Annotated in this window: 28 protein-coding genes; 17 read left to right on the forward strand and 11 right to left on the reverse strand. The window is 61.5% G+C overall.

What is annotated here, in order from left to right:
* The first annotated feature begins 7 nt into the window (after window positions 1-7).
* The gene (locus tag AC3D24_RS02670; RefSeq protein ID WP_489027929.1) at window positions 8-901 is read left to right on the forward strand and encodes a dihydrodipicolinate synthase family protein; all 894 of its coding nucleotides are present in this window, start codon (window positions 8-10) and stop codon (window positions 899-901) included.
* A 298-nt stretch (window positions 902-1,199) separates the two neighbouring features.
* Window positions 1,200-1,619 carry a GNAT family N-acetyltransferase gene (locus AC3D24_RS02675; RefSeq protein WP_277982711.1) on the forward strand — a complete coding sequence of 140 codons (420 nt, stop codon included), beginning with the start codon at window positions 1,200-1,202 and terminating at the stop codon, window positions 1,617-1,619.
* Window positions 1,620-1,857: 238 nt separating this feature from the next.
* Here the strand turns inward: AC3D24_RS02675 and AC3D24_RS02680 are convergent, their stop codons facing one another.
* Complete coding sequence (locus AC3D24_RS02680; protein WP_489027932.1) at window positions 1,858-2,352, reverse strand: hypothetical protein; 495 nt, start codon at window positions 2,350-2,352, stop codon at window positions 1,858-1,860.
* 236 nt (window positions 2,353-2,588) lie between these two features.
* Between AC3D24_RS02680 and AC3D24_RS02685 the strand changes: the two genes are divergently transcribed.
* The 7 genes from AC3D24_RS02685 (at window position 2,589) to AC3D24_RS02715 (ending at window position 7,084) form a co-directional block, all read left to right on the forward strand.
* Window positions 2,589-3,170, forward strand: coding sequence for a class I SAM-dependent methyltransferase (locus AC3D24_RS02685; RefSeq protein WP_489027933.1), 582 nt, complete (start codon window positions 2,589-2,591; stop codon window positions 3,168-3,170).
* 137 nt (window positions 3,171-3,307) lie between these two features.
* Complete coding sequence (locus tag AC3D24_RS02690) at window positions 3,308-3,640, forward strand: ArsR/SmtB family transcription factor (RefSeq protein ID WP_489027935.1); 333 nt, start codon at window positions 3,308-3,310, stop codon at window positions 3,638-3,640.
* Window positions 3,641-3,651: 11 nt separating this feature from the next.
* Window positions 3,652-4,080 (forward strand): arsenate reductase (glutaredoxin), encoded by a 429-nt coding sequence (gene arsC, locus AC3D24_RS02695; RefSeq protein WP_489027937.1) that lies wholly within the window; start codon window positions 3,652-3,654, stop codon window positions 4,078-4,080.
* Window positions 4,080-5,366 carry an arsenic transporter gene (locus AC3D24_RS02700; protein ID WP_489027940.1) on the forward strand — a complete coding sequence of 429 codons (1,287 nt, stop codon included), beginning with the start codon at window positions 4,080-4,082 and terminating at the stop codon, window positions 5,364-5,366. Before arsC ends, AC3D24_RS02700 begins: the two co-directional genes overlap by 1 nt.
* Window positions 5,363-5,686: a YnfA family protein gene (locus AC3D24_RS02705; RefSeq protein ID WP_489027942.1), complete on the forward strand. Its 324-nt coding sequence runs from the start codon at window positions 5,363-5,365 to the stop codon at window positions 5,684-5,686. The genes AC3D24_RS02700 and AC3D24_RS02705 overlap by 4 nt, the downstream gene beginning before the upstream one ends.
* On the forward strand, window positions 5,686-6,444 hold the full coding sequence (arsH, locus tag AC3D24_RS02710; RefSeq protein WP_489027943.1) for an arsenical resistance protein ArsH: 759 nt from the start codon (window positions 5,686-5,688) through the stop codon (window positions 6,442-6,444). The genes AC3D24_RS02705 and arsH overlap by 1 nt, the downstream gene beginning before the upstream one ends.
* Window positions 6,445-6,895: 451 nt before the next feature.
* Window positions 6,896-7,084 (forward strand): hypothetical protein, encoded by a 189-nt coding sequence (locus tag AC3D24_RS02715; protein WP_489027945.1) that lies wholly within the window; start codon window positions 6,896-6,898, stop codon window positions 7,082-7,084.
* Window positions 7,085-7,505: 421 nt separating this feature from the next.
* Here the strand turns inward: AC3D24_RS02715 and AC3D24_RS02720 are convergent, their stop codons facing one another.
* Window positions 7,506-8,177, reverse strand: coding sequence for a phosphoribosylanthranilate isomerase (locus AC3D24_RS02720; RefSeq protein WP_489027947.1), 672 nt, complete (start codon window positions 8,175-8,177; stop codon window positions 7,506-7,508).
* Window positions 8,178-8,327: 150 nt separating this feature from the next.
* On the opposite strand from AC3D24_RS02720, the gene AC3D24_RS02725 reads away from it, so the two are divergent.
* Window positions 8,328-8,816 carry a GNAT family N-acetyltransferase gene (locus AC3D24_RS02725; RefSeq protein WP_489027949.1) on the forward strand — a complete coding sequence of 163 codons (489 nt, stop codon included), beginning with the start codon at window positions 8,328-8,330 and terminating at the stop codon, window positions 8,814-8,816.
* An 853-nt stretch (window positions 8,817-9,669) separates the two neighbouring features.
* Here AC3D24_RS02725 and AC3D24_RS02730 read toward each other — a convergent pair.
* Entirely contained in the window at window positions 9,670-11,082 is a 1,413-nt protein-coding gene (locus AC3D24_RS02730; protein ID WP_489027951.1) for an alpha/beta hydrolase family protein, read from the reverse strand.
* A gap of 172 nt (window positions 11,083-11,254) precedes the next feature.
* Window positions 11,255-12,106 carry a LytTR family DNA-binding domain-containing protein gene (locus tag AC3D24_RS02735; RefSeq protein WP_489027953.1) on the reverse strand — a complete coding sequence of 284 codons (852 nt, stop codon included), beginning with the start codon at window positions 12,104-12,106 and terminating at the stop codon, window positions 11,255-11,257.
* A gap of 76 nt (window positions 12,107-12,182) precedes the next feature.
* On the opposite strand from AC3D24_RS02735, the gene AC3D24_RS02740 reads away from it, so the two are divergent.
* Both AC3D24_RS02740 and AC3D24_RS02745 read left to right on the forward strand, forming a co-directional pair.
* Window positions 12,183-13,805: an alpha/beta hydrolase family protein gene (locus AC3D24_RS02740; protein ID WP_489027955.1), complete on the forward strand. Its 1,623-nt coding sequence runs from the start codon at window positions 12,183-12,185 to the stop codon at window positions 13,803-13,805.
* A gap of 149 nt (window positions 13,806-13,954) precedes the next feature.
* Window positions 13,955-14,338, forward strand: a complete 384-nt coding sequence (locus tag AC3D24_RS02745) for a DUF7674 family protein (RefSeq protein WP_489027956.1) — start codon at window positions 13,955-13,957, stop codon at window positions 14,336-14,338.
* 184 nt (window positions 14,339-14,522) lie between these two features.
* Here AC3D24_RS02745 and AC3D24_RS02750 read toward each other — a convergent pair whose 3' ends face one another.
* The 5 genes from AC3D24_RS02750 to AC3D24_RS02770 are packed head-to-tail and all read right to left on the reverse strand — an operon-like array spanning window position 14,523 to window position 19,156.
* Complete coding sequence (locus AC3D24_RS02750) at window positions 14,523-15,134, reverse strand: DedA family protein (protein ID WP_489027958.1); 612 nt, start codon at window positions 15,132-15,134, stop codon at window positions 14,523-14,525.
* Entirely contained in the window at window positions 15,131-15,523 is a 393-nt protein-coding gene (locus AC3D24_RS02755; protein ID WP_489027960.1) for a hypothetical protein, read from the reverse strand. The genes AC3D24_RS02750 and AC3D24_RS02755 overlap by 4 nt, the downstream gene beginning before the upstream one ends.
* 11 nt (window positions 15,524-15,534) lie before the next feature.
* On the reverse strand, window positions 15,535-16,785 hold the full coding sequence (locus tag AC3D24_RS02760) for an arsenic transporter (RefSeq protein ID WP_489027962.1): 1,251 nt from the start codon (window positions 16,783-16,785) through the stop codon (window positions 15,535-15,537).
* Window positions 16,782-17,909, reverse strand: coding sequence for a metallophosphoesterase family protein (locus AC3D24_RS02765; protein WP_489027964.1), 1,128 nt, complete (start codon window positions 17,907-17,909; stop codon window positions 16,782-16,784). Before AC3D24_RS02765 ends, AC3D24_RS02760 begins: the two co-directional genes overlap by 4 nt.
* Window positions 17,906-19,156 (reverse strand): MFS transporter, encoded by a 1,251-nt coding sequence (locus tag AC3D24_RS02770; protein ID WP_489027966.1) that lies wholly within the window; start codon window positions 19,154-19,156, stop codon window positions 17,906-17,908. The genes AC3D24_RS02765 and AC3D24_RS02770 overlap by 4 nt, the downstream gene beginning before the upstream one ends.
* 696 nt (window positions 19,157-19,852) lie before the next feature.
* Between AC3D24_RS02770 and AC3D24_RS02775 the strand changes: the two genes are divergently transcribed.
* Window positions 19,853-20,338, forward strand: a complete 486-nt coding sequence (locus AC3D24_RS02775; protein WP_489027968.1) for a J domain-containing protein — start codon at window positions 19,853-19,855, stop codon at window positions 20,336-20,338.
* On the opposite strand, the gene AC3D24_RS02780 is transcribed toward AC3D24_RS02775, so the two are convergent.
* Window positions 20,326-20,451, reverse strand: a complete 126-nt coding sequence (locus tag AC3D24_RS02780; protein ID WP_489027970.1) for a hypothetical protein — start codon at window positions 20,449-20,451, stop codon at window positions 20,326-20,328. The genes AC3D24_RS02775 and AC3D24_RS02780 overlap by 13 nt on opposite strands.
* Window positions 20,452-21,027: 576 nt before the next feature.
* Between AC3D24_RS02780 and AC3D24_RS02785 the strand changes: the two genes are divergently transcribed.
* The gene (locus AC3D24_RS02785; RefSeq protein ID WP_489027972.1) at window positions 21,028-21,903 is read left to right on the forward strand and encodes a transglutaminase-like domain-containing protein; all 876 of its coding nucleotides are present in this window, start codon (window positions 21,028-21,030) and stop codon (window positions 21,901-21,903) included.
* Between the two features lie 482 nt (window positions 21,904-22,385).
* Here the strand turns inward: AC3D24_RS02785 and AC3D24_RS02790 are convergent, their stop codons facing one another.
* On the reverse strand, window positions 22,386-22,781 hold the full coding sequence (locus AC3D24_RS02790) for a winged helix-turn-helix transcriptional regulator (protein WP_489027974.1): 396 nt from the start codon (window positions 22,779-22,781) through the stop codon (window positions 22,386-22,388).
* 169 nt (window positions 22,782-22,950) lie between these two features.
* Between AC3D24_RS02790 and AC3D24_RS02795 the strand changes: the two genes are divergently transcribed.
* From AC3D24_RS02795 to AC3D24_RS02805, 3 genes are all read left to right on the forward strand, one after another.
* Window positions 22,951-23,328: a VOC family protein gene (locus AC3D24_RS02795; protein WP_489027976.1), complete on the forward strand. Its 378-nt coding sequence runs from the start codon at window positions 22,951-22,953 to the stop codon at window positions 23,326-23,328.
* Between the two features lie 9 nt (window positions 23,329-23,337).
* Window positions 23,338-24,324: an SDR family NAD(P)-dependent oxidoreductase gene (locus AC3D24_RS02800; RefSeq protein ID WP_489027978.1), complete on the forward strand. Its 987-nt coding sequence runs from the start codon at window positions 23,338-23,340 to the stop codon at window positions 24,322-24,324.
* A gap of 308 nt (window positions 24,325-24,632) precedes the next feature.
* Window positions 24,633-25,439: an alpha/beta fold hydrolase gene (locus AC3D24_RS02805; RefSeq protein ID WP_489027980.1), complete on the forward strand. Its 807-nt coding sequence runs from the start codon at window positions 24,633-24,635 to the stop codon at window positions 25,437-25,439.
* Window positions 25,440-25,462: the final 23 nt, after the last annotated feature.

A 25,462-nucleotide genomic window follows, 5' to 3' on the forward strand; every position in this document is an offset into this window, starting at 1 on the left:
CTCACTCATGTCCACGCTGTTCACCGGCCTGTCGGCTTTCCCGCTTACTCCCGCAGATCCCAATGGGATCGTCGACACCACGGCGATCGGCGTGCTGGTCGAGCGCCTGGTGGCGGCCGGTGTGGACTCTATCGGACTGCTCGGCAGCACCGGCATCTACGCCTACCTTGATCGCATCCAGCGCGGCCGGGCCGTGGCTGCGGCGGTGGAAGCGACGGGCGGGCGGGTGCCGCTGGTCGTCGGTATCGGCGCGTTGCGGACAAGCTGGGCAATCGAGCTTGCCGTCGATGCGGAGCGGGCCGGGGTATGCGGCCTGCTGCTCGCGCCCATGTCCTATGCCACCCTGACCGATAACGAAGCTGCGGCCCATTACCGCGCCGTCGCCGGTGCCACGGCGCTCCCGCTTTGCATCTACAACAATCCCGGCACGACCAATTTCAGCTTCTCCGACGCGCTGATCTGCGAGCTGGCGGCAATGCCCGGCATCGCCGGGATCAAGATGCCGCTGCCAGCGGATGACGACTATGCCGGCGAGCTGGCGCGGCTCCGCGCTTCAACACCCCAAAAGTTCGCGATTGGCTACAGCGGCGATTGGGGCGCCGCCCCGTCACTGCTCGCAGGTTGCGACGCTTGGTTTAGCGTCGTTGCGGGCCTGTTGCCTGAACCGTCGCTGCGGATGACCCGCGCAGCGCAGGAGGACGATGCCGCTGAGGTGGCCGCGATCGACGCTGCTTTCACCCCCTTATGGGCGTTGTTCAAAGCGCATGGCAGTCTGCGGGTGATGTACGTTGTCGCTGACCGGCTCTCCCTTTCGGTCGGCGATCCGCCGCTACCTATCATGCGCGTCAGTGCTGACGTTATGGCAGCCGTCGAGACAGCCTTGGAGCATCTGGGTGTCTGACGGGCCGCATGTGGCTTTCCCGAGCAGGCCCCCGATCGGGAAATAAGGGCGGTCCAAAACGCCCGGACACAGCCGCTAAAATGGGGAGTTTGATCTCTCGAAAGCGACCATTCGTTCAACACCTCCTTTCCAGCTTACCATCTTCAAACGGCAATTTCGGACAGGCAACGGCAACAGTATCTGGGAAGCTGGCAACATTGGGTGGCCGTCAGCGCGACCGGCTGGCGACCGTCTCCCGCTTTGGTTCGTGTGCGAGGAGGTACTATGTCGCAGAACGGGGTTCAGATACGCTTCTTCGATGACGCTACGAATCACTATCCCCGACAGCCCCTCCGAGACGGACCGCGAGGCAATAAGTGCGCCACTGCGCGCCTACAACATCCGTCAAGCGGGCGATCCGCGCATCCGCCCTGTGGCGATAATGCTGACCGATGAGCGTGGTGATCATGTGGGCGGCTTATGGGGCAAGTGCGTTTACGATTGGCTCTTTGTAGAGCTTCTGGCCGTCCCGGAGCAGTATCGAGGCGGAAGCTATGGCAAGGCGCTGATGAGCGAGGCGGAAGGGATCGCCCGAGCCAACGGCTGTGTCGGAATTTGGCTGGACACCCATGAGTTCCAAGCCCGCGGCTTTTATGAGAAGCTGGGGTTTGAGGTGTTCGGCACGCTGGACGACCATCCTATCGGCCAAAAGCTTATCTTCCTGCAAAAGCGGCTCTAGCGAGCAGGTTCCCTTTCGATCGAGTTTCGGGAATGTCCGAGATGGGAAGGAAAGCGGACTGTCCGCTTTGGAGGCAACGCCCCGGGAAACCTGCCACTGAACGGGTATTCCAAATGCATCAGTATTTTGCATCGCCCGAGCCGTTGGCTTCTCTCAGTTTTTGGGCTGATGCGAAATCCGTGAGTTTTGCATCAGGAACAGAAGATAGCGTCGGTCGGAGGCTGGGGTTTGCTCAAGTTCAAGCTGAAACCTCGACTGTCACATAATTGGTGCGCAACTGCTGGTACGCAGTCGGGCCGGCAATACTCATCAGTTTGATGAGAGCCCGAATTCGATACCGTCCGGGATTGGGAAAGACGTTGGTGGCGCGCACACCTACTTTGATTTCCAAAGGGCTGTTGGGCGTCACTACCGTAAGTTTTCCCTCGTCCAGCGGTGGCGCCGGGGGCGAGATGGCGATTGGCTCGCGCGGAGCGACCTGCTTTCCGTTCTGATCGATAACCTCAAAAGCGATTCCGCGCGTTGCCGTTATGAAGGGTGAAACCCGAAACTTCCCGTCATTGGATGATAGAATCACCGTGAGCGCAGCCGAACCGTTCATTGAAACCTGCTTGTCGTGAGACGCCATTCGGGCCTTGATGTTCGATCCGTCGCCCGCCCATTGTGCTTGAACGGGAGGAGCCCAAGCCGCTGTCACCACCTGAACTAGCATCGCGAGAATAAAGCTTATCATGAAAGTTCCTCATGCGGCGCGTTGCTAACTACTTAAACGCAATGGCAAGTGTCGGGAAGCCTTAGACGAGGCCCAGGACCGATTGTGAACCCCATAGACCAGCAGGCTTGGGCACGCCGCTGATGCAAAACTTTTGATTTTTGCATCAAGCCGGCATTCTCGGAATCGATCGAGAAATGGGAATCGTGCACGCCATGGGCTGATCCGCTAAAGGGCGATCCATCACGAGGTGACGAATGACAATGGACCACTCCGCTGGCTGGGAGGCAGTCTCTGACAAGTTCATAACCGTCCGCTCTGAAGTCGGGGCGGCGTTGGTTTTGGGATGGGCAACAGATCGTCTCCCGCGATCGGCTGCAATCTTGGACATTGGATGCGGCTCTGGTGTGCCAATCGCTCAAGGGCTGGTGGACGTTGGTTTTTCCGTATGGGGAGTCGATGCATCACCGTCGCTAATCTCGGCATACAGGCTCAACCTTCCCGACATGCCTGTGGTCTGCGAACCGGCTCAGGACAGTTCCTTCTTCGACAGAACGTTCGTCGGTGTGATCTCGATCGGACTCATCTTTCTGCTTGGTGAGGGCGACCAGCGGAAGCTTCTCACCAACGTCGCTAATGTGCTGGAACCCGACGGACGATTTCTGTTCAGCGCTCCACGTGAGGTCTGCCGTTGGAATGATACGCTAACGGGCCGTGCATCAATGTCGCTGGGAGCGGACGCATATGCTGCGCATCTTACCAGCGTTGGGCTGCGGTTGGACGGCTGCCGATCCGACGAAGGCGGGAACAACTACTACGAGGCGGTCAAACCCATCTGACGCGCCTCTGTTGGCCTTCCCGCAAACGAACGGCAGCCAAGACAAGGCGGGCGTTCCCGAAATCGATGCTGAATTGAGAAAGCCGGCTTTGGAAATCTCGAACTAGCCAAGTCCAGCATATCCTCTATGCTGGATATATGGAAAACGAATCGGCTATCGCTTCGCTTGGTGCGCTCGCACAGGCCACCCGCCTCGATGTGTTCCGCCTCTTGGTGCGGCACGAACCGGCCGGCATGGCAGCGGGCGAAATCGCTCGCCAGCTAGACGTACCGCAGAACACCATGTCCGCGCACCTCGGCATTCTCGCGCGGGCCGGCATCGTGCGCTCCGAACGGCATAGCCGATCGATCATCTACCGCGCCGATCTGGACGGGCTTCGAGCGCTGACGCTGTTCCTCGTCAAGGACTGCTGCGCCGGCTCGCCTGAACTGTGCGCGCCGCTCCTGGCCGAACTCACCCCCTGCTGCTGAAAGGACGCCCCGTGGCCGTCGATATCGTGATCTATCACAACCCCGAGTGCGGCACGTCGCGCAACACGCTGGCGATGATCCGCAATGCCGGCATCGAGCCGCATGTGGTCGAATATCTGAAGACGCCACCCTCGCGCACGCTGCTGGTCGATCTGATCGATCGCGCCGGGATGACGTCCCGCGATCTGCTGCGTGAGAAGGGGACGCCCTATGCGGAGTTGGGCCTAGGCGAGACCTCGCTGCCCGACGAAGCGCTGGTGGACGCGATGATGGCGCATCCGATCCTCATCAACCGGCCGCTGGTCGTATCGCCGCTTGGTGTGAAGCTGTGCCGACCTTCCGAAGCGGTCCTCGATCTGCTGCCTGAGCCACAACAGGGTGCGTTTGCCAAGGAAGACGGCGAACAGGTCGTGGACGCCGCTGGTCAGCGCGTCGCCTAATGCTGCTCGCGCTCGCTATCTTCGTCGCCACGGTCACACTCGTCATCTGGCAGCCCAAGGGCCTCGCCATTGGATGGAGCGCATTGGGCGGAGCGGCGATTGCGCTGCTCGTCGGGGTCGTTTCGCTCTCTGACGTGCCGGTGGTGTGGGGCATCGTCTGGAATGCGACCGCGACGTTTGTCGCGATCATCATCGTCAGCCTGTTGCTCGATGAAGCCGGGTTCTTCGAATGGGCGGCGCTCCACGTCGCGCGCTGGGGCCGGGGGCATGGTCGCCGGCTGTTCGTGCTGATCGTGCTGCTCGGCGCGGCGGTGTCGGCGCTGTTCGCCAATGATGGAGCGGCCCTGATCCTGACGCCGATCGTCATCGCGATGCTGCGAGCGTTGGGATACAAGGACAAGGCGACGCTGGCGTTCGTGATGGCGGCGGGGTTCATCGCCGATACTGCCAGCTTGCCGCTGATCGTCTCCAACCTCGTCAACATCGTGTCGGCCGACTTCTTCCGGATCGGCTTTGCCGATTATGCTTCGGTGATGGTGCCGGTCGATCTGGCGTCGATCGCCGCGACACTGGTCGCACTGCTGCTGTTCTTCCGGCGCGACATACCGGCGAATTACGATGTGGCGCAGCTCCGCACGCCCGGTGATGCGATCCGCGACCCTGCCACGTTCAAGGCGGGCTGGGTCGTTCTCGCCCTGCTGCTCGCCGGCTTCTTTCTGCTCGAACCTCTCGGCGTACCGGTCAGCGCCGTGGCGGCTGCCGGCGCAATCCTTCTACTCATCGTCGCCGCGCGCGGCGATGTCATCAAGACGCAGAAGGTGGTTGCCGGTGCGCCGTGGCAGGTCGTGATCTTCTCGCTCGGCATGTACCTGGTCGTCTACGGCCTGCGGAATGCTGGCCTGACCGACCACCTTGCCGGCCTTCTCGATCGCACCGCGCAAGGCGGCGTTTGGGGCGCGGCATTCGGGACCGGGATCATTGCCGCGCTGCTGTCGTCGGTGATGAACAACATGCCGACCGTGCTGGTGGGGGCTCTGTCGATCGACGCGACCCACGCCACGGGCGCGATCAAGGAAGCGATGATCTACGCCAACGTGATCGGGTGCGACCTCGGGCCGAAGATCACACCAATCGGCTCGCTCGCGACGCTGCTGTGGCTGCACGTCCTCGGGCAAAAGGATATCCGGATCGGCTGGGGCTATTACTTCAAGGTCGGCGCAACGCTGACGATCCCGGTGCTGCTGGTAACGCTCGCGGCACTCGCGATCAGGATCAGCATGGTATGACGACACTGCTATTTTTGGCCGCGTCGCTCGCGGAAATAGCAGGCTGCTTTGCCTTTTGGGCATGGTTGCGGCTGGACAAATCGCCCCTGTGGCTGGCTCCGGGCGTGGTCTCGCTTATGCTGTTCGCCTGGCTGCTGACACGCGTGGATAGCGATGCAGCGGGGCGGGCCTATGCTGCCTATGGCGGCGTCTACATCTGCGCATCGTTGATCTGGCTGTGGGCTGTCGAAGGGGTAAGGCCCGATCGCTGGGATGCTGGTGGAGCGGCACTCTGCCTGATCGGCACCTGTATCATTCTGCTTGGCCCAAGGACCGCCTGATGCCGCTCCGCGCTCTCTCCGATCCTTATAATTTGCCCGCGCTTGATCGGCGCTATGCGCTCGATCGTCCCGCCCTTGGGCTGGGCGCTGGTGATCCGCCTCCGCGCATACTGTTGCTCTACGGCTCCCTGCGGGAGCGGTCGTTCTCGCGGCTGTGCATCGAGGAAGCTGCTCGCCTGCTGCAATTCTTCGGCTGCGAAACGCGGATCTTCGATCCTTCGACCCTGCCGCTACCCGACCAAGTGACGGGGGACGATCACCCGGCCGTCCACGAACTGCGCGAACTATCGATGTGGTCGGAAGGGCATGTGTGGTGCAGCCCCGAGCGGCACGGCCAGATTACCGGCATCATGAAGTTGCAAGTCGATCACCTGCCGCTGTCGATGGGGGGGATGCGCCCGACGCAGGGCCGAACGCTCGCCGTCATGCAGGTGTCGGCCGGGTCGCAGTCGTTCAACAGCGTGAACACCCTGCGGGTCCTCGGCCGCTGGATGCGAATGGTGACGATCCCCAACCAATCCAGCGTAGCCAAGGCGTTTGCGGAATTTGACGACGCCGGCCGGATGAAGCCGTCCAGCTATTACGATCGGATCGTGGATGTAATGGAGGAACTGGTACGCTTCACGGTCCTGCTACGCCCGCACACCACGCAGCTTGTCGATCGCTATTCCGAGCGAAAGGAGGCAGGCGTGCCGATCGATAGCGCCACGGACCTTTCGAGCATCGCAACCTCGCCAACATACCGCAAAGGCGAGTAAAGCCCGCTTAGTGTGGTAAACCGCTCCTGCGACATTGTGCATCACTGAGTGTGCTTCTAGATGCACCCAATGAAACGCCGGGCTCGCCCAGTCTCCAAGATATTGCATTCCATGGCGTTTTTCGTCCTGGCAGTGATGTTGCTGGTCCGGCTTGGCCCGCTCTGCGAGACGATGGCGATGGCCGCGCCTCCGGCTGCGTCCGCGATGATGGACTGCGCCAGCACATCAGCAGGCGCTCCCATCAAAAAGGCCCCTGCGTCGGCTTGCGCCATACCGTGCGTTGCGGTTGCCGGCGAAACCGTCGAGCATATCGGGCTGGTTCCTTCCTCCCGTCTATCGCCTTGGCCGGCTCCACAGACCGGCCTTTTGGGCATGGCATACGCTCCGGCCACACCCCCTCCGCAAACCGTGTGACGTCGAACACCATCACACGTAAATTTCGGAGAATATCATGACCAAGTTCAAGCTCATCAGCGCTGCCTTCGCCCTCACCCTGTCGACTGGCGCATTCGCCGCTGTCGCCAATTGCTGCGCCGACATGGCGTGCTGCAAGGACGGTGCGGACTGCTGCAAGGATGGCGCAAAAGCTAAGGCTGCTGACTGCTGCGATCATACCAAGGGCGGCATGAAGCACGGCTAAAAGTCGGATAGGGGCGGGCAACCGCCCCTATCAAACCGCAATATTCCGTCGCGCTACATTCCTACATCGTGCGAATGGATATCCCGGGCTGAACCTGTTCGATGCCTGCCTTTCAATCCTCGCCATTCGCGCGAGGGTTCAGCCGCTAATTCGCGGCCCCCGTTTCACCCCCTCGCGCCACGGGCGCATCGTCGAGGGCAAAGAAAGGCGCAGCGTTGCCGCTCGCCCGCGTATCGCATCCTGCGTCCGCCCCAGGTCGCGCGCGATCTGGCTGACCGTCTGGCGTGCATCGATCCTCTTGCGCAAATCGGCATCGTCCACGTCCGACCAGAGGGGGGACCGGCTAGAGGATGTTCGGAATCGTACGCTAAGCGCTCCAGCCGTCCCGATTGGGATCGAGTTTCGCGAAAGGGCGGCGATGTCAGGCGGTCAGCGCTGCATCCGCCTGTCTCACCGCTAGCATGAACGCATCCAGCTTCACTGGATCGAGGTTGCCGTCGCTGCGAACCCCGGAACATAGGTCTAGGCCATAGGGCCGGACTTGATTGATCGCGTCCGCGACGTTCATGGCCGACAAACCGCCGGCAAGAAACACTGGCCTGTCTGTTGCCCGGACAAAGGCGGCGCTCACCGTCCAGTCGTGCGCCCGGCCCGTTCCACCCAGTTCCGCAATTGCGGCATTCGGCCTGCCGGAGTCCAGCAAGAAGGCGTGAACGTGTGGAGCGTAAGCGGGGATCAGGCCGATCGCTTCCGGTCCTTCGACATGGATAACTTGAACACGCCGTACATGCGGCTCCAGCATTGCCAGCTTTGCGGATTCTGCCGGGTCGATATGCGACACCACCTGCACCGTTGATGGGTTGGTTGCACGAATATGCGCCGAAATCGCTTCCGCTGTCGTTTCGGAGGTCAACAGAAATGTCCCTACCGGCGGTGGCGTTATCGCTGTCACCATAGAAATCATATCATCGGAAATTGGACCAGGGCCGGACGGCATCCGAGCGACCAGACCCAACGCATCGGCTCCCGCCAGTACCGCAGCGCGCGCCTCTTCCGGTGAGGCAATGCAGCAAATCTTGACCCGCGTTCTCATTGATAAACCATGCCGCAGGGCATGACCGGTCGCAATCTTCGTTTGCCCGGCATCATACTCCCCCCCGGGGCAATCATGGGTTTGATGCGTGGAAATGTCGTCAGGCGGTCGTTAGGATTGAAGCACGAAGGACATGATATGCAGATACGAATGGAAGCACCGGGCGACGAGGATGCGATCTCGGCTGTGACTGAGGTGGCCTTCAGGAACGCGCCACATAGCGATCAAAGCGAGGCGGCGATCGTCGTCGCGTTGCGCAGGGCTCACGCATTGACGATCTCTCTGGTGGCAACGGACGCGGACGGCGTAATCCTCGGCCACGTCGCCTTCTCCCCCGTGACGGTCAATGGCGAGGACCAGGGCTGGTACGGACTGGGACCGGTTTCGGTAACGCCAACGTGCCAAGGCCAAGGCATAGGTCGCGACCTGATCAAAGATGGAATTGACCGGTTGCGGGCATTCGGGGCACGGGGCTGCGTCGTCCTTGGTGATCCGGCGTACTACGGCAGGTTCAGCTTCAGATCGAACGGTGCTCTCACCTATCCCGGCGTACCGAACGAGTATTTCCAAGCTCGAAGCCTTGCCGGTCCAATGCCTGCCGGCGTCGTGGCCTACCATGCGGGCTTCGACGCGAAATAGCATGTGGAGCTCGCAAGAGGCTTTGATGCTCTTTCCCGAAAAGGAACGTCGATCGGGAAACCTGACCCGTCGATCCGGCTGACAGCCGCAGACGGGTGCTTTTTCTCAAAATCTGTTCCCGATTTGAAATTCTCAAAATTGCGAATTTTGATGGCATATTGGGAAAGATGCCGATCACTCTTGGCGGATATGGAGTGACGCCTATACCTGAACCTGACGCCGAGTGCTCATGTACACAACACCTCAGCAGCGCCGTCTGTGTATGTTCAACAAACGGACGTTTTCTGTACAGGTGCTTCCCGTTCCCTGAGATGCTGCAAAAAGATGCGCTCTCAGACAGTTAGACAGGGAGAGTGTTCAACAAACGGGTGGGCGCCTGTGAACAGTCCAACGCGAGTGGTTGCTAGCGACCTGCAAAGCGCAACCGGTTCGATCGCACCTACCCTAAAGGCGTTACCGAGGCGGCCACATCCGAACGTTGGCCGTCTGGAGACCCACGCTGCGAGCGTCTGCTTTTATCTGATCCCGCCGTTCGCGTCCGACGACTTTAAAGACCGCTTTGTCCCAAATTTCGCCATCTCGGTGCCGCTGCAAAACGATTGCAAGCCGATGAATGAATGTCCGGAGTCGGGAAGGTCGAGGAGGGCGTTGAGCGTCTGGCTCTGGGTCGTGTGACCCTCCCCAAAACCCGCTGTCTGGGAACGCTGAACATTCCCATAACTCCGTCTTCTTCCTGTGCTTTCGGGAAAGAGCAATTGGGAACGGATTTTGGGAAAATTGGGCCGCAAAGCCTTCGCCGGTGTGATCGCTGCGGACGTATTCGCAAACGGGTTCGCTTGTGGGAACGCGGACGCTAGCGGGGTCGAGTTTGGTTTACGATCCAATCGCCTACGGTTCGCAAGGCGTTGGGAGCGATCGTCTGCTCAATGAGACCATACTCGCCGACTTGCCCGGTGTCGGCGGTCTGAAGGAGGTGGTTCAAGCCTGGCAGCTTCACGATCGTTACCTCGGGGTTGGCGTGAAGCGCCAGCTTGATGCCGGCGAGATTGCTGTCGGATGCGACCTGAAGGTCCTTTGACCCGCCCACGGCCAGCACGGGGCACCTGACCTTGGCCAAAACGGAGCGAGGATCGTAGCGCACGAACCATCGCATCCAGGGTGACGCGACAACCTTGAGCTGTGCCGGCACGCTGCCGGATGGCCGGCCTTGCTCAGCGGCAATGGTTTCCCATGCCGTTTGCAGCGACGCGTCCGCTGAGGCTTGGTCAGGCGCGTCCTTGACTGCGTCATAGAGCCTCTGCATCGTCTGGGCGGATCGATCCACCGCCGCAGGCGGTAGGCCCATAGCGGTTTCGATCAGCCGCTTCTGTTCGAGCATCAGGGCTTCGCCTGTTTCGCCGGACCCGGCGAGCATTACGATGAAAGCGATACTTCGATCCTGCGCTGCGATCATCGGGGCGATGATCGCTCCCTCGCTATGGCCCATCAGCCCGATCCTGTGCGGATCGATGTCTCGGCGGGAGCGAAGAAACGCAACGCCGGCAGCCACGTCGCCGGCGAAGTCGGCCGTGGTGGCGGTACGGACCTCGCCTGTTGATCCACCTACCTGCCGATCATCTACCCGCAGCACGGCAATGCCACGCCTCGTCAATGTGTCAGCCCAGAGGAGGAAAGGCTTGTGGCCGAACACCGTTTCGTCCCGGTCCTGCAAACCAGAGCCGGTGATGAGCAGCACGGCTGGGAACGGTCCCGGCCCGCTCGGCAACGTCAGTGTGCCAGCTAGATGGGCGTGGCCAGCTGGGTTGTCATAAGCGACCTCTTCGCTTCGGTAAGGAAAAGGCGGATGGGGCATTTGCGGGCGAGTCACGGAAGCCGAAGCCGTGGTCGCTGCCCGCGTCATGGTAAGAGGCAGCGACGCGCCGCCCTGGTACCACTGCCCGACAAGAGTCTGACCGTCCGGCGAGAGCGATGCGATGTAGCTGACTTCAGGGGCAGTGATCTTGAAACGGACTACCGTGCTTTCCTGCACGACCTCGGCGACCGGTAACCCCAGCGCACCTTGCGATGGGCTATCGAAGGTCGCCGTCAAATGACCGGGCGTCCCCGCGACATGCATCACCAGGGGAATGGATCGACCTGACGCTGACAATGCGCCATGCCACTCACCTAAAGCTGAACCGGCCGCTGCTCCTGCGGGTGTTGGTAAGGCCTGAGCGTTCTGGATAGGCATTATCAATGCCCCCAACAGCCCCAACATCGCGCGCATCGACCTACTCCGCCAATGTTCGCAGGGTGCTATAAGCTTGAACGATTAAGGCCGCGAGAGTAGATCGCAATCAGGGGGCGCCCGTTCTCGGAATTGTTAGTCGAAGGGGTTCTGGGATCAGTTCACATCCCCATTTCCCGATCCCAATCGGGACCGCCGATCGCCACACCCTCTAGGCGGCAGAGCTTTCGGTATCTTTTATCCATCCGGCCGTCTTGAGGTGCGTAACAGCCGATCGCGCGACGGGTGCAACTACCCCGTTGGATAGCCGCAGGCGCATGGAGCGGGCGTTGCCTTCGACGGCTGTGACGGCATGGGCCGCCACCCACCACGATCGATGCGTGCGTAGGCCGTCTGCCTCGACCGCCTTGATCGCACGGCTGAGCGGCATAAGGATCAGCTCGGAACCGGCAGGGCGGTGCACGCGGACGTAATGGTCCTCCATCTGCAAGGCCAGCACCTCCCTGCCCAATGGCGTCGCGATTGGATCAACCACGGGTGCCGAGACGGGATTGCCCTGCGATACCGATGCGGATCGAAGCAGGACAATGGCGACACCTACCATCGCGATCACCCCAATCGTCGCCGTCTGCGCGAACCATAGGGGGAATGACAAATCGAACCGCACGAGTTCGGGCCACAGCCGGAACGCGGCCATCCGCGTTGCCAAGGCTTCAGGTATGCTGGCGAGCAAGGTTGCCCCGATCAGGGTAAGCCACCAGCGTCGCGAACCGATCGCGGTCAAAACGCTGACGATTCTGTATGCCGCGCCGTAGAGCGCGAGCCCGAGCAACATCGCGCCAATCCAGTACGTCAGCAGCCGGACCGGGCCACCGTTCATGTAGCTGCCGAACGGTCCGAGAATCGCCAGGAGACTACCAGCAACGATAGCCAAGCTAACCCAGCGCACTGCGGGCGACGCCATCAGGCTGCGATTAAGAACGAGGAAGGGCGAACGGGTCACGCCATCTTCTACCGCGATCACGACGACGAACAAAACCCGGTTGCCGACTGGCGTATCCATTCGCCCATTCGCGAATAGACGACTTCCGCCGAGAGGGTGTGCCGGGTCATTGGGACGCATCACCTGGGAGTCCCTTATGTCGTTGCGCCTCGCTATCGCTGCTCTGATCATCACCGTTGTCACTCCTGCGGCCGAAGCCCAATCGGTGCAGGCCGGGTTTCAGCACCAGATCACAGCGGACGGTATCGAGGTGGGTATTTGGTATCCCACATCCGGTACGCCCGTTCACCAGCGGCTCGGGCTTTATACGCAAGACGTGGTCGCCGGCGCGCGCGTTACGGATGGCAAGCATCCGCTGGTCGTCATCTCGTACGGCACCGGGGGAGATTTTGCCGGTCACGTCGATACGGCCGTGGCGCTTGCCCGCGCTGGCTTCATCGTCGCCGCGCTCACCCACCCCGGCGACAATTGGCGCAACAATAGCCGCGCGACCAGGATCGAAGGGCGACCGGCCGCGCTGAGCGCCACCATCTCGTACATGCTGCAGGCATGGCCAGCGCATGCCGCCATCGATCCCGATCGCATCGGTGCTTTCGGCTTTTCGGCAGGTGGCTTTACTGTTCTCGCAACGGCTGGGGGGAAGCCAGACATGACGCGCTTTGCCGATCACTGCGCACAGCATCCCGCCTCTTTCGTCTGCACGCTGCTGAAGTCGCAGCCTCGAACGCTGACGAGCGCCTGGCCGTCGATGACCGACCCGCGCATCAAGGCGATCGTCGTCGCCGCGCCGGCGATCGGCTTCACCTTCGATCGTGCTGGACTGGCGGACGTCCGTATCCCCGTGCAACTCTGGCGCGCCGACGATGACCGGGTTCTTCCGGCGCCCTTCTATGCGGATGCGGTTCGCGCGGCCTTGCCTAACAAACCTGAGTTCCATGCCGTACCCGGCGCGGGGCATTTCGACTTTCTGGCACCTTGTGCCGATCCCGCGACCATGCCGCAGCTATGCGCCAGCGGGCCGGGTTTCGACCGCACTGCGTTTCATGCGCGCTTCGATGCAGAGGTCGTGCGGTTCTTTACCGAAAAGTTGAATCGACCTGTCGTGGCGGCAGTGCCCGATGGTACGCGATTGCGGCCCCATTCGGCCTGCTATGCCATCGTCGGATTATCAGCCGAAGGCGCGCCCGTGATCGGCTCGGCGTGGCAGTCCGTTCGCAAGGAAAGGATAGGGCGACAGGCGGTCTGGCGGATCGTCGTGCATCAGCGCCTTGCCAGCGGTCGGTTCGATCTCCGCGACGCTTTTGCACTCGATGCCCGCACCTTGCGACCGATCAGCCTGACGACGACACGCGACGGCAAACCCCATGCCGAGCTGTCCTACACCGGCGATCATGTCACCGGGTACAAGCTCGATCGGCAGGGCAGCCGCGTGGTAATCGATCAGGCGCTTCCAAGCCCCGTCTGGGAAGGCAATCTCTTCGGGCCGACCTTCGCGGCGTTGCCTCTGGCTATAGGGGCGAGCTTCACGCTACCTTTCTACCAGTATGACCGTGGTTTGGGTGAGTTCACGATCACTGTGAAGGGAACCGAGTGGGTGACGACACCGGCAGGGCGAGTGGAGGCTTGGGTACTCGACGCAGGGTCAAGCGTAGCCCAGCGGTTGACGTATTGGATTGCCAAGCGCGACAGAAAAGAAGTTGGTTATAATTCGCCACGCGGCGGGCAACGGCTCGGCGGAACGTGCGAGGGCCTAGAATGACCCTCCCAAAATAGCATCGCATTTCGGGAATGTCGTGGCTCGGTGTACATCGAAGCGGCAGCTTTAGCTCGCGCCGGCTGTACCAGCCGAGTACCATATCAGCCATAAGGTTGGCCTCTTGGGAATGGGCCACAAGGATCACATAGATAATGAACGCTGGCCTTATCAACGATCTTGGCAACTTGGCGCCAGCGCTGCGTTTGGCACTTGATGAGGAAATAGCTTGGTGGGCCCCCGACGTCCCTCCGGTTACGATTGCAGCCGGGACACTTGCTACAAGCCTAAGTGCCCAGGTCAGCCATATTCCGCCAGAAATTCTAGCAGAGATATTTTCCAGATGCGAAGAGGCCCTGTCTCTTCCGCTAACTGACGAGCGCAATGCAGTGGCTACGGGGTTTCTTGAGGGGTTGCAGCATGCAGATGGACGCGGAGACTTTGATTTCACAATAATTGTCAGCTATCTTGGTCCAAAATCACGAGCCCATTGCGTTGGTATGGATGCTTTTCATGGAGCAACTACGCGCGGTTTATGAAAACGATCTGCGTTTGCCAGCACCGAACGGCCAGCGAGAAGTCATCGGCATTCTCGGAATAGATCATTCGCGAAATGAACTAGCGTCCGAAGTTGGGAAGCGAGCAGGGCGGCCTGAACGTCCACTTGTGGGTCGTCTGACCTTTTTCGCCGAGCCGTTTAGATCGACCGGGGATAATCGGTCTTCAAACCGTTACTTTTGAAGTTACTTCTGCTTTTCTTTTCCCGAACAGCTTCGATCCCAGAAATCCTGCGGCAAGAAGGCCTACGACGACCCAGGTGAGATTGCCGAGTAAGCTCGCCACGGTCTGAACCTGATCGCTAAATTGGCGTCCCAGCGAGACGTATATGAGAAGCCAGAGCAGTTCGCCGGCAACGTCGAGCAGGATGAACCATCCCCAGGGGTATTGCGTGAGGCCGCTTGTCACGTTGATCCAGGGTCCGAGCGGGCCGATCAGCCAGCGGCTGAAGAAGATACCCCAGCCTGCCCATTTGCGCGAGTAGGTCTCCGCTTGCGCCACCTTGTCAGCGCCGCCGATCCGCGTCGTCACGGCAGCAAGAAGCGGGCGGCCCCCGTAACGGCCAAATGCATAGCCGATCTGGTCGCCGAGCACGGCGCCGCCCGCACCCGAAAGCACGACCGGCCAAAAGCTCAGTTCGCCCTGCGCGACGAACGATCCCATTGCGATGAGCGTCAACGAACTGGGGAAAGGAAGCCCCGCAGCCGCCAGCACCATCGCGCCAAAGAGCGCGGGCAGGCCGTAGGTCGTCAGCAGTTCGAGCAGCTGGTCGGTCACGGCTTCGCGCTCGTCGGCGGGCAAGACCGTGAAGGCGGGGCGGGGGGCGGATAGGGCGGCCGGGCGTGGACGATCGCGTAGGTGAGCTTGCCGTCGATCTGCGTCATTGTTTGCCCGGTGTCCTGCGCGATGCGGCCGAGCGGACGGCGATCGGGTGCCGGGGGCAGGTTCAGCGCGCGGTGCAAGACGTGGGGTGGCACATGGTACGAATGCGCGACGTACCCGATCGTCATCCAGCGCTCGATCGGTTCGTCACGGTGCGCGTTCCAGTAGATCGCGTCGCTGACGGTGCGCGCCGCATGGTAGCCGGTGAATGCGACCACGGCGACGAACAGGGCGATCAGCAGGCGACGCCACATCCGATCGCGCGTCATGCTATCGTGCGTCATGCGATCCCGTGTCATCCCAGGGTAATCCTGACGCCTAGGGCAGCGATCAGCGCCAGCGGCATCGCCACCGCGCCGACCTTCAGGAACCGCCAGAACCCGATATCCTCGCCCTCCCGCCGGATCGCCTGCAACCACAATATCGTCGCCAGGCTGCCGGTGATGGACAGATTGGGGCCAAGGTCGACGCCGATCAGCAAGCCGTCGACGACCAGCTTGGGTGGCTGGGCCTGGGCAACCGCGGTGCTGGCAACCAGGCCCGCGGGCAGGTTGTTCATCAGGTTCGATCCGAACGCCAGGATCGTCCCCGATACCGCCGACGCCTGCGCCGGATCGGCCGACGCGGTGCGGATCGCGTGCGCGACCCACGCGATCACGCCGGTCAAGTCGAGCGCCTCGACCAGGACGAACAGTCCCGCGACCAGCGGCAGCACGCTCCACGAGATATCGCGCAGCAGCGCAACCGGCGACGACCGGGCGATCGTGCAGACCGCCAGCGTCGTGACGATACCGGCGATCGCGGTTGGCAGGCCGAGTCCGATATCGAGCGCGGATACAGTGAGCAGCACGATCGCGGTAGCGACGATCCCGACGAATGCGGCCTTGCCGCCCGCGGTCAGCGGGGTGCGCTCAACCGTGCTGGTGCAACTGCCTGCCAGCCGCGTGCGCTCAAGCCAGCGCAGCACGGCGAAGGTGACGACGATCGACGCCAGTGATGGCAGCGCGAACGAGGCGAACCACTGGCCGAGCGGCGGCATCTTGCCACCGTAGAGGACGAGGTTGGCGGGGTTGGAGATCGGCAGGACGAAGCTTGCCGCATTGGCGATCAGCGCGCAGGCGAACAGCAGCGGCAGGGGGTCGGCCTTCGCCTTCTTTGCCGCGGCATAGACCGCCGGGGTCAGCACCACCGCGGTCGCGTCGTTCGACAGGAAGGTCGTCGTGACGATGCCGGTGACGTAGACCAGCGCGAACAGCCGTGCGGTCGATCCCTTTGCGTGGATCGCCGCGGTCGCCGCGACCCAGTCGAACAGCCCTTGTGCGCGCGCCACCTCGCTGAGCAGCATCATGCCGATCAGGAACAGATAGACGTCCATACCCTTTTCGACGGCATGGAGCGTCGCGGGAAAGGGCATAAGCCCGAACAGCAGAAGCAAAGCTGCCCCTGCCACCGCCCAGATCGCCTCCGGCCAGCGGAACGGTCGTGCGATCACTGCAGCGGTCGAGGCGGCGCAGATACCCCAGGTGGCGCCGGTCGCGAGGATCACCAGTGCTTCCCGTTCTTGTTCGGGCCGAGCTGCGTGCCGGCGATGCCGTGCTCGGGCCATGCGCCGATGCTGTGGAGATCGCGACCCGGCGCGATCGGCACGCCGCGCCGCGGGATATCCGCTTCGCCACGGACCAGGATTTCGACCGTGTCGCGGTCCGTGCCGACGCTGGCCGCAACGCGGTGGAGCCCGGCGTCGAGCGTGATGCGCAACGACCAGAGCGCCGTGCCCGACACGGCGAGCATCGGCTGGGCGATGCCGTCGTTGACCGACAGCATCACCGGCTGTGTCGTGCCGCCGAACAGCTTGGCGACGATCTCGACCTCGCCCGGCCGCGGGGCCTGCGTGGCATCGGCGGGGCGCGTCACGAGCCGGATGTCGGCTGGCGCGACGATCTGGACGAACGGCCAGTCGCCGCCGGTCTCCTTGAACCGCCAGCTCGGCACGCGGCCGTGGAGCGTGACGATCGAGAAACCGGGCTTGCCGCTGCCTTCCTCGATCTCGCCGGTCGAACGCGTTGCGCCGTAGACGACCCGTCCGTCGTTGAGCAGCTCGTTGTAATGCGTATGCCCGGTATCGACGAAGGCGACGCGGGCGTCGGCGAAGATGCGGGCGATATCCTCGCCATCCGCGGCGAGGTCGCCGGGGTAGGCATGCATGAACACGACCGGCGTCTGCTGTTCCGCCTCGGCGCGCGCGAGTTCCTCGAGCAGGCGGTTGCGATGGTGCATCGTCAGCCGAAAATCTGGGCCGCCCGCACCCGCCGAGACGATATCGAGGAATATGCAGCGATGCCCGGCGATGACCTCGACCTCGGGCCGGTTCGCTTCGGCAAACGCGGCGTCGTAATGCGCGAGATCGCCGAGTTCGAAATCGTGATCGCCGGGGATGACCCGGTAGGGCAGGCGCAGCGGGGCGAGCGTATCGGTGATGACCCCGTATTGTTCGGCCGTCGCGTGATTGGCATTGTCGCCGGGCAGGTAGACGAAGTCCGCGGCGTCGCCGATATGCGCGTTGATCTCCGCGACGATCGCGGCGAGCCGGTCGCGGCTCTGCCAGCCGTTCGCCTCGTCCATGTGCAGATCGCCGATGTGCACCCATGTGATGGAGGAAGGGTGGGTCACTTGTGTGTCTCCGGCATGGCGGTGAGGTACAGCACGAACCCCGCCGCCGCGATCCCGGCGAGCGTCAGGAAGCTTGCACTGTATCCGGCCCAGACGATGATCGATCCGGCCAGCGTCGCCGACAATGCCGCCCCCAGGCCGAACACGCTCGACACGACGCCCTGGCTGACGTTGAACCGGCCGGATCCCTTGGTCAGGTCGGCGACGATCACCGGGAACAGCGCGCCGAAGATCCCCGCGCCGATCCCGTCGAGCGCCTGCACGCCGACCAGCCACCAAGGATCGTTCGACACGGTGTAGAGCGCGCCGCGCGCCGCCAGGAAGCCGAACGCGACCAGGAAGATCGGCTTGGTGCCCCAGCGTTCGGTGTTGCGCCCGACGACGATCGCGACCGGCACCATCACGAGCTGCGCCGCGACGATGCACGCGGCGGTCAGCGACGTCGCCTTGTCGGTGCCGACGGTGCGACCTAGCAACTGGCTGACCGAGGTCAGCGTCGCCGCATTGGCGAGATGGAAGGTGAATGCGGCCGCCGCGAAGATCATCAGCGGACGGTTCTCGATCAACGTCTTCCAGCCGCTCGGCTCCTCGCAGCCTTCTTCCGGCTCGCAGTCGAGGCCGCGCGCGACCGCATTGTCGATGTCGTCGTTCTTCAGCCGCCCCGCCACGATGACACTGGCGACCGTCAGCCCCGCCATCAGCCAGAAGACGACGACCGGACCGAACGACCAGGCAAGGACGCCGGCCAGCGCTGCGGACACGGCATTGCCGGCGTGGTTGAACGCCTCGTTGCGACCGACCCGCTTGGCGAACAGCTTCGGCCCGACCAGCCCCAGCGTAATCGCCGAGATCGCCGGTGCAAAGATCGCGCCCGCCGCAGCCGCGATCGACTGGGTGATCGTCACCATCGTGAAACCCGAGACGATCGGCAGCGACAGGCTGCTCAGCGTCACCAGCAGGGCGCCGGCGATGACGATGCGCGGCTTGTTCTTCGCCCGGTCAATCAACCCGCCCGCCGGCGTCTGCGACAACAGGCCGACGATCCCGGCGATGGTCAGCACGAGGCCGACCGTCGCCTCGTTCCAGCCATGCGAAGGCCCACGTACGACCAGCAGGTAGATTGCGAGATACGGCCCGAGCCCGTCGCGGACGTCCGCCAAGAAGAAGTTGAGCGCGTCGAGCGTACTGGTAGGCACGCTGCGCTGCGCCGGGTTCTTCGTCTCGGGCATGGCTGCCGCAGAGGCCATCGGGTGTCTCCAGATTTCGCGTAAAGAAAAGTGATCCGCGCAGTAAAGCGCTTCAGAGGCGGCAGCCTGAACGATGCCGTTCAGGTTCGATTTACAATGGCTTGAGGCATGCCGGATTAGCTGCGCAATATCGTTTCGGAGCTCATACAAGTTCCGAAGTGGACCGATATTCGTAAGAAATAACCATACATGACAGTATGTTAAAGATTCTGTGAATCGGATTTCACAGTCTGGTAGAGTGCGTTGACGATGGGGCGCGTTCCACGAAAGGGTGATTGGCATGCCTTTGGATCGGCAAGCTATCATTCGAGAGAAATCCGAAGGAATGTCCCGAGTCTGACGAGTATGGGCAAGGTGTCGAAGTGATCTCTTGTTGCGGAAAGCGACAGTTTTGCAGCCGACGAACGGACCCGGCGCGGTGCGCCTGATGCCGGGGGCACGCAAGGCGGTCATGGTGCCGAGATGAATGGATGTCCGAAGTTTGGGAGCGGGCGAGGCCGCCTATGCATACGGATGTAGGTTAGCGCCCGGGGGGGGCGGCGTCGTGTCATCGAAAGCAGGAAGTTGCGGATGGGAATGATAGCCATCTGGCTGTTGGCGCCTAAAGCCGCCCTTTGGATCACCCAGAAGGCCAGGTTAAGATCAAGGGCCAGGCGGACTTTCCTTTTTCGCGTTTTAGCCGCAAGAAACGACTAGATGGCGCTCTCACCCGACTATTATTCTGTTCTAGGGGTGCCCTCGACGGCAAGTCGCGACACTATCCACGCCGCGTGGAAAGCGCTGCTGCGCCAATATCACCCCGATGCCAATCATGGAGCGGACGTTTCTGCTCGTGCGAAAGAGATCAACGAGGCGTATTCCGTTTTGGGGAAAAAGGAAGCACGCGCCGCCTATGATCGGTCGCAGATCAGGCCGTCTGCCCACCGAGCGAACGCGGACCGCCCGTTTCACCCCAGGAAAACCGGCAGGCGTGCGATGCGACCTAGCCCGTCGGTTGCTGACCGGCAGCTTCACCGAGCGCCTACGGCCGCTCTTGTCAGAATAGGACGTCCACACCGGGCCTCAGAAGCGTCCGGGCTTGGTCGCAAGCCGCCCGACTGCTGCGAGCCGCGAGGACCTCAAGCGGTCATCCACGTGCCTCTACCCGCCTCCCAACTTTGGACACTCGTTCATTCGGACTGAGCAGGATCGTCATCGAGCGTAGCGACCCCCATCAACGGATGCATGACGAAGGTCCAGCCGTCGCCGCCGACAATCATAAGGCGCAGCGATTGACGATCTGCGGTGCCGAGCAACGATGCCGCTCCTGACGAAGCCGGCAATGTGACCGTCCTGCCATCCTGTAGAATACCCGTTGCCCAGCCACGCCGTCCATTAATGATCTCGTTGGCAAGGCGCTCCAGGGCCGTCTCGAGCGCAGTGCGCGCACGTTTTCCTGTAACCCACGCATAACCGCCCGTCCCCAATTCCGGCGGCGTTACTTAGGGCTGTCTGGGGACTGGAGACGGCTGTCCAACGATACGGCTCGGGTTTTGTTTCAGGGTGTTGAGAGGACGCACGCCCTCCATACTCATCATGCGCGCAAACTCATCCATCGCTGTTTCCTCAGTGGTAGCGCTCGGAGCGAATAGTTTGACCACTGGTTCCTTCCTGGTGCGAGGATAGCCTAAGAAGGGCGAATTTCGCTGCCGTGTTTTCCGTGCCCAGATCTAAGCGGATTCCAGATGGCGCACCTCTCGCAGGGGACCTCTTTTACGGGAGCACAAGGCTCATTACGCGGAGCAAGCAACCACTAAGCCCGCCGCTGGTTTATAGTAAACATCATCGGCGGCCGGTCCGGTTCATCGCGGGTGCTTTCTCGACGAGGCACTATGCTCATCCACGCTGGCTATACCCTGACCTTCGACTGCAATGCTCCGACGCCGATCATCGCCATGCTCAATCTTCACCCTTCGCGACTGGTCGATCTGCGATCACGCTACGCGATGTCCATCGGCGCGGCGACCGATCGGGAAGATTACCGTGATGCGTTCGGTAATATCTGTACCCGCCTGATGCTGCCAACCGGCACGACGACGCTGTCCTGCGACTTTGCCATTGAGGATAGCGGCAAACCCGATCCCCAGTATCCCGCCGACCAACACCCAGTTGAGGGACTTCCAGCCGAAGTACTGACCTATCTACTAGGCAGTCGCTACTGCGACACCGACCGCCTGACGACGGAGGCCTGGCGTCTGTTCGGCGGAACCGCACTAGGGGCTCCGCGCGTCCGCGCAATCGTCGACTTCGTTCATCAGCATATCACCTACGGGTACTGCTACGCTCGCGCTACACGGACCGCTTACGAGGCGTATAAGGAACGGGTTGGCGTCTGTCGCGACTTCGCCCATCTAGCAGTCGCCTTGTGCCGCTGCATGAATATCCCGGCGCGCTACTGCAGCGGCTACCTCGGTGACATCGGCGTACCGCCCGTCGACGCAGCGATGGATTTCCATGCCTGGTTCGAGGTTTATTTCGGCAATTCCTGGCATGCATACGATGCACGGCATCGCATCCCGCGCACCGGCCGCATCTTGATGGCAGTGGGCCGCGACGCAGCTGATACCGCCCTTACCACCGCTTTTGGCTGGGCGCGCCTCATCCGCTTTGAGGTTCACACGGAAGAGATGTCAGCGCTTGCATCGCGAATTGTACCGCGTCACGATCCCCTCCTAGCGCACGATGGCATCCTGGAACTCGTCGTTTAGTCCAGCGAACTTAGTGCTTCTAAGCCGTCCCTTTCTTGTTTGCCGATCCAACCTGACCCAGAAGCAGACGTCCCCGCCCCCTTCCTAGCTTCCCAACTTCGGCCGCTCGTTCATCTCCGCGTTACGACCGCTTTTAGCGCCTGACCCTGCGAACTCGAATGTCGCGACTGGGCAATAGTTTAGGAAGCAGGTCCAAGTCCGAGTTTTGTGCCCGATGAGCTGCGGACGGCTTTTGCAGGTGCCTCATGCACGGGATGAGCAGTGACGCTACGTCGAACCGTAGGTGCCACTCCGGATTCCTCATTCCACAGAACCAGGATTGTAGCGATAGGTGCGGCAGTGAGGATCAGCAGGAAAAGGCCCATCAGCCATTCGTTGGGCTGTAGCGGCTGCGAGAAGCTACCGCTGGTCTGCATCGCGCCGATCCGGCTATCATTATTTACACCACATCGGGACAAAGCCGATCGTCTAAGCAACCGCTATTAGTGATCAAAGGCAGTGCGGGCGGCTTTCACTCCATCCGCATTGCCAGCGACCCAATCGACCAACCCCTGAAGCGCAGGCAATAAAGTCCGGCCCATTGTGGTCAGCTGGTATTCCACACGCGGTGGGACTTCCGCAAAAACCTCCCGGGACAGAAGACCATCACGCTCCAAGCCGCGTAGCGTGAGTGACAGCATGCGCTCGGAAATCATCGGGATCGTTCTATGCAGTGTCGAGAATCGTGCTCGGTCCTCCGGCATCATCGAAAGCCCGAGCAATATGAGGATGCTCCATTTGTCACCGACTTTGGTGAGAAGCTCCCGGAACGCAATGGGGTCCTCATGGCCACAAAGCAAAACCGGCGCATCTACTGAAATCTGGTCGACAAGTTTCATGCTTACATCCATGTTAGCTTCGGCAATTTAAGTGCGTTCTTGTCGATATATGTTCCGCTGCATATAAAGTCGGTGACAGGCGAGCAGCTCTGCACAGAATTACATACGAAGTTGTCTTGAGTAATTCTCGAGATGACGAAACACATCTCAGAAAGATCGGAATTTTACCTTGATAAACCACATCATATTGAGCGTCGCTGACGTGGAAAAATCGCTGGCCTTCTATCAGGCAGCGCTCGCGCCGCTCGAAATTAAATTCTTCATGCCCTTCAAGGGCGAGAATGGCCACCCCGACCTCTGGGGATTCGGCGACGGGCAGAGCGCGCATTTCTGGCTTAAGCAGGGCACGCCCAGCCCAGACGCAATCCACTGGGGGTTCGATGCTGTCAGCAACGTCAATGTTGACGAATTTTACGCAGCAGCGATGGCGGCAGGGGCGAAGGACAACATCTCCCCGCGCGCGCGTCTTGAATATTATCCCGGGTATTATGCCGCGGACGTGTTCGACCCCGACGGGTACTCGTTCGAAGTTGTCTACAAGAGCTGATCCAGCACGTTGGTCCAAAGTCTGAAAGATCTGATCGTGCGCAATTTTGATGCGAACTCGACAACGAACGACGTGCTTGCCGGTCTGAACCTCGCGGGCAAGCGGGTCCTTGTCACCGGTGTCTCGGCTGGCCTCGGCGTGGAGACGGCGCGTGCTCTGGTCGCCCACGGGGCCGAGGTGATCGGCACTGCCAGAGATCTCGCCAAGGCCGAGATTGCCACGGCCGGTGTTCGGGAGGCCACCAAGACAAGTGGTAGCCGGTTCGATTTGGTCGAACTGGACTTGGCATCGCTGGCGAGCGTCCGTGCCGCTGCCGACATGCTGCTCGCGGACGGACGGCCGTTTGATGCGATTATCGCGAACGCGGGCGTGATGCTTACGCCGGAAGGCCGCACGCAGAATGGCTTCGAAACGCAGTTCGGCACCAATCATCTGGGACACTTCCTGCTGATCACGCGGCTCGCCCCGCTAATCTCCGATGGCGGACGGGTAGTGGTCCTCTCATCATCCGGCCACCGCACAGCGGACGTTGATCTGAGCGACCCCAATTTCGAGCGGCAAGCCTATGATCCTTGGATCGCCTATGGTCGTTCCAAGACTGCAAATGCATTATTCGCCGTAGAGTTCGATCGGCGGCATCGCGACCGCGGCGTGCACGCCTGTGCGGTGATGCCCGGTGTGATCAACACCGAGCTTGGACGTCACATAAAGCCCGATCAGCTAGATGCCATGATGGCCGATCTGCAACGCGAGACCGAGCTGTCGGGAGCGCCCCCGTTGACGTTCAAGTCGGTCGAACAGGGGGCCGCGACCTCCGTATGGGCGGCGGTGGTGGCCGATGGCGATCTGGTTGGCGGGCACTATTGCGAGAATTGCAGCGTGGCATCGGTCGCCGATCACGAAGGCTTTCGTGACGGCGTGCGTTCCTACGCGTTGGATCGTCAAAGCGCACAGGCGCTGTGGCATCTGAGCGAACAGTTGGTGAGCGAACGCTGAGCCAATGCTGCACTGAATAAGTGATTCTCTGACCTCTCGATGCGAAACACCGCGCGCTTGAATGATGCCGATACTCGCCGTGCGCATCCATTCGATCAACCTTACACGCTGAACGGACAAACAACATGTTGAACCCCGAAGATAATCTCGATCGTCGCGATATCCTTGGCCTGATGACTGGTGCCGGCACCGGCCTTGCGACACTCGCGGCTGCTTCGTCGACTGCCGCAGCGGCTTCGGTACACTCTGTCACTTCCGTCGATGCTCGTACCGTGCTTGGCAGCGCGACGCTGACCACGGAGGACGGCGTGACCATCTTCTACAAGGATTGGGGCCCAACGTCGGCGCAGCCGATCGTATTTCATCACGGCTGGCCGCTGACGGCGGACGACTGGGATAACCAGCTAATGTTCTTTCTACTGAAGGGCTATCGCGTCATCGCGCATGACCGCCGTGGCCACGGCCGTTCAAGCTCGACATTCACCGGCAACGACATGGATCATTATGCCGCCGACATGGCGGCCATCGCCGCACATCTTGATCTCAAGAGCGCGGTTCATGTCGGCCATTCGACCGGCGGCGGAGAGGTTACGCGCTACGTAGCGCGACATGGTGGCAACGGCCGCGTCGCGAAGGCGGTGCTGATCGGCGCGATACCGCCGATCATGTTAAAGACGGCTATCAATCCGGGCGGCTTGCCGATGGAGGCCTTTGATAGCTTTCGGTCGAGCTTGACCGGCAATCGCGCGCAATTCTACACGGACATTCCCACCGGGCCGTTCTATGGCTTCAACCGGCCCGGTGCCAAGGTGCAACCCGGCGTAGTCGCCAATTGGTTTCGACAAGGGATGATGGGCGACGCCAAGTCGCAATATGACTGCATCGTCGCCTTTTCGGAAACCGACTTCGCCGACGATCTAAAAGCAATCACTGTCCCAGTGCTTATTCTGCATGGTGAGGATGATCAGGTCGTACCAGTCGACAACACCGCGCGGCGCGCCGTGACGCTTTTGAAGCAGGGCACGCTTAAAACCTATCCCGGCCTCCCGCACGGCATGGCAACAACGCATCCGGAGCTCATCAACGGCGACTTGCTGACATTCATCCGAACCTGAGCCTTAGCGCGATACTGCATCTG

The sequence above is a fragment of the Sphingomonas sp. SL1004 genome (genome assembly GCF_057815015.1).

Coding starts and splice junctions, on each gene's coding strand:
- AC3D24_RS02670 (WP_489027929.1), top strand. CDS start 8: ATGTCCACGCTGTTCACCGGCCTGTCGGCTTTCCCGCTTACTCCCGCA.
- AC3D24_RS02675 (WP_277982711.1), top strand. CDS start 1,200: ATGACGCTACGAATCACTATCCCCGACAGCCCCTCCGAGACGGACCGC.
- AC3D24_RS02680 (WP_489027932.1), bottom strand. CDS start 2,352: ATGATAAGCTTTATTCTCGCGATGCTAGTTCAGGTGGTGACAGCGGCT.
- AC3D24_RS02685 (WP_489027933.1), top strand. CDS start 2,589: ATGACAATGGACCACTCCGCTGGCTGGGAGGCAGTCTCTGACAAGTTC.
- AC3D24_RS02690 (WP_489027935.1), top strand. CDS start 3,308: ATGGAAAACGAATCGGCTATCGCTTCGCTTGGTGCGCTCGCACAGGCC.
- AC3D24_RS02700 (WP_489027940.1), top strand. CDS start 4,080: ATGCTGCTCGCGCTCGCTATCTTCGTCGCCACGGTCACACTCGTCATC.
- AC3D24_RS02705 (WP_489027942.1), top strand. CDS start 5,363: ATGACGACACTGCTATTTTTGGCCGCGTCGCTCGCGGAAATAGCAGGC.
- arsH (WP_489027943.1), top strand. CDS start 5,686: ATGCCGCTCCGCGCTCTCTCCGATCCTTATAATTTGCCCGCGCTTGAT.
- AC3D24_RS02715 (WP_489027945.1), top strand. CDS start 6,896: ATGACCAAGTTCAAGCTCATCAGCGCTGCCTTCGCCCTCACCCTGTCG.
- AC3D24_RS02720 (WP_489027947.1), bottom strand. CDS start 8,177: ATGAGAACGCGGGTCAAGATTTGCTGCATTGCCTCACCGGAAGAGGCG.
- AC3D24_RS02725 (WP_489027949.1), top strand. CDS start 8,328: ATGGAAGCACCGGGCGACGAGGATGCGATCTCGGCTGTGACTGAGGTG.
- AC3D24_RS02730 (WP_489027951.1), bottom strand. CDS start 11,082: ATGCGCGCGATGTTGGGGCTGTTGGGGGCATTGATAATGCCTATCCAG.
- AC3D24_RS02735 (WP_489027953.1), bottom strand. CDS start 12,106: ATGGATACGCCAGTCGGCAACCGGGTTTTGTTCGTCGTCGTGATCGCG.
- AC3D24_RS02740 (WP_489027955.1), top strand. CDS start 12,183: ATGTCGTTGCGCCTCGCTATCGCTGCTCTGATCATCACCGTTGTCACT.
- AC3D24_RS02745 (WP_489027956.1), top strand. CDS start 13,955: ATGAACGCTGGCCTTATCAACGATCTTGGCAACTTGGCGCCAGCGCTG.
- AC3D24_RS02755 (WP_489027960.1), bottom strand. CDS start 15,523: ATGACGCACGATAGCATGACGCGCGATCGGATGTGGCGTCGCCTGCTG.
- AC3D24_RS02770 (WP_489027966.1), bottom strand. CDS start 19,156: ATGGCCTCTGCGGCAGCCATGCCCGAGACGAAGAACCCGGCGCAGCGC.
- AC3D24_RS02775 (WP_489027968.1), top strand. CDS start 19,853: ATGGCGCTCTCACCCGACTATTATTCTGTTCTAGGGGTGCCCTCGACG.
- AC3D24_RS02785 (WP_489027972.1), top strand. CDS start 21,028: ATGCTCATCCACGCTGGCTATACCCTGACCTTCGACTGCAATGCTCCG.
- AC3D24_RS02790 (WP_489027974.1), bottom strand. CDS start 22,781: ATGAAACTTGTCGACCAGATTTCAGTAGATGCGCCGGTTTTGCTTTGT.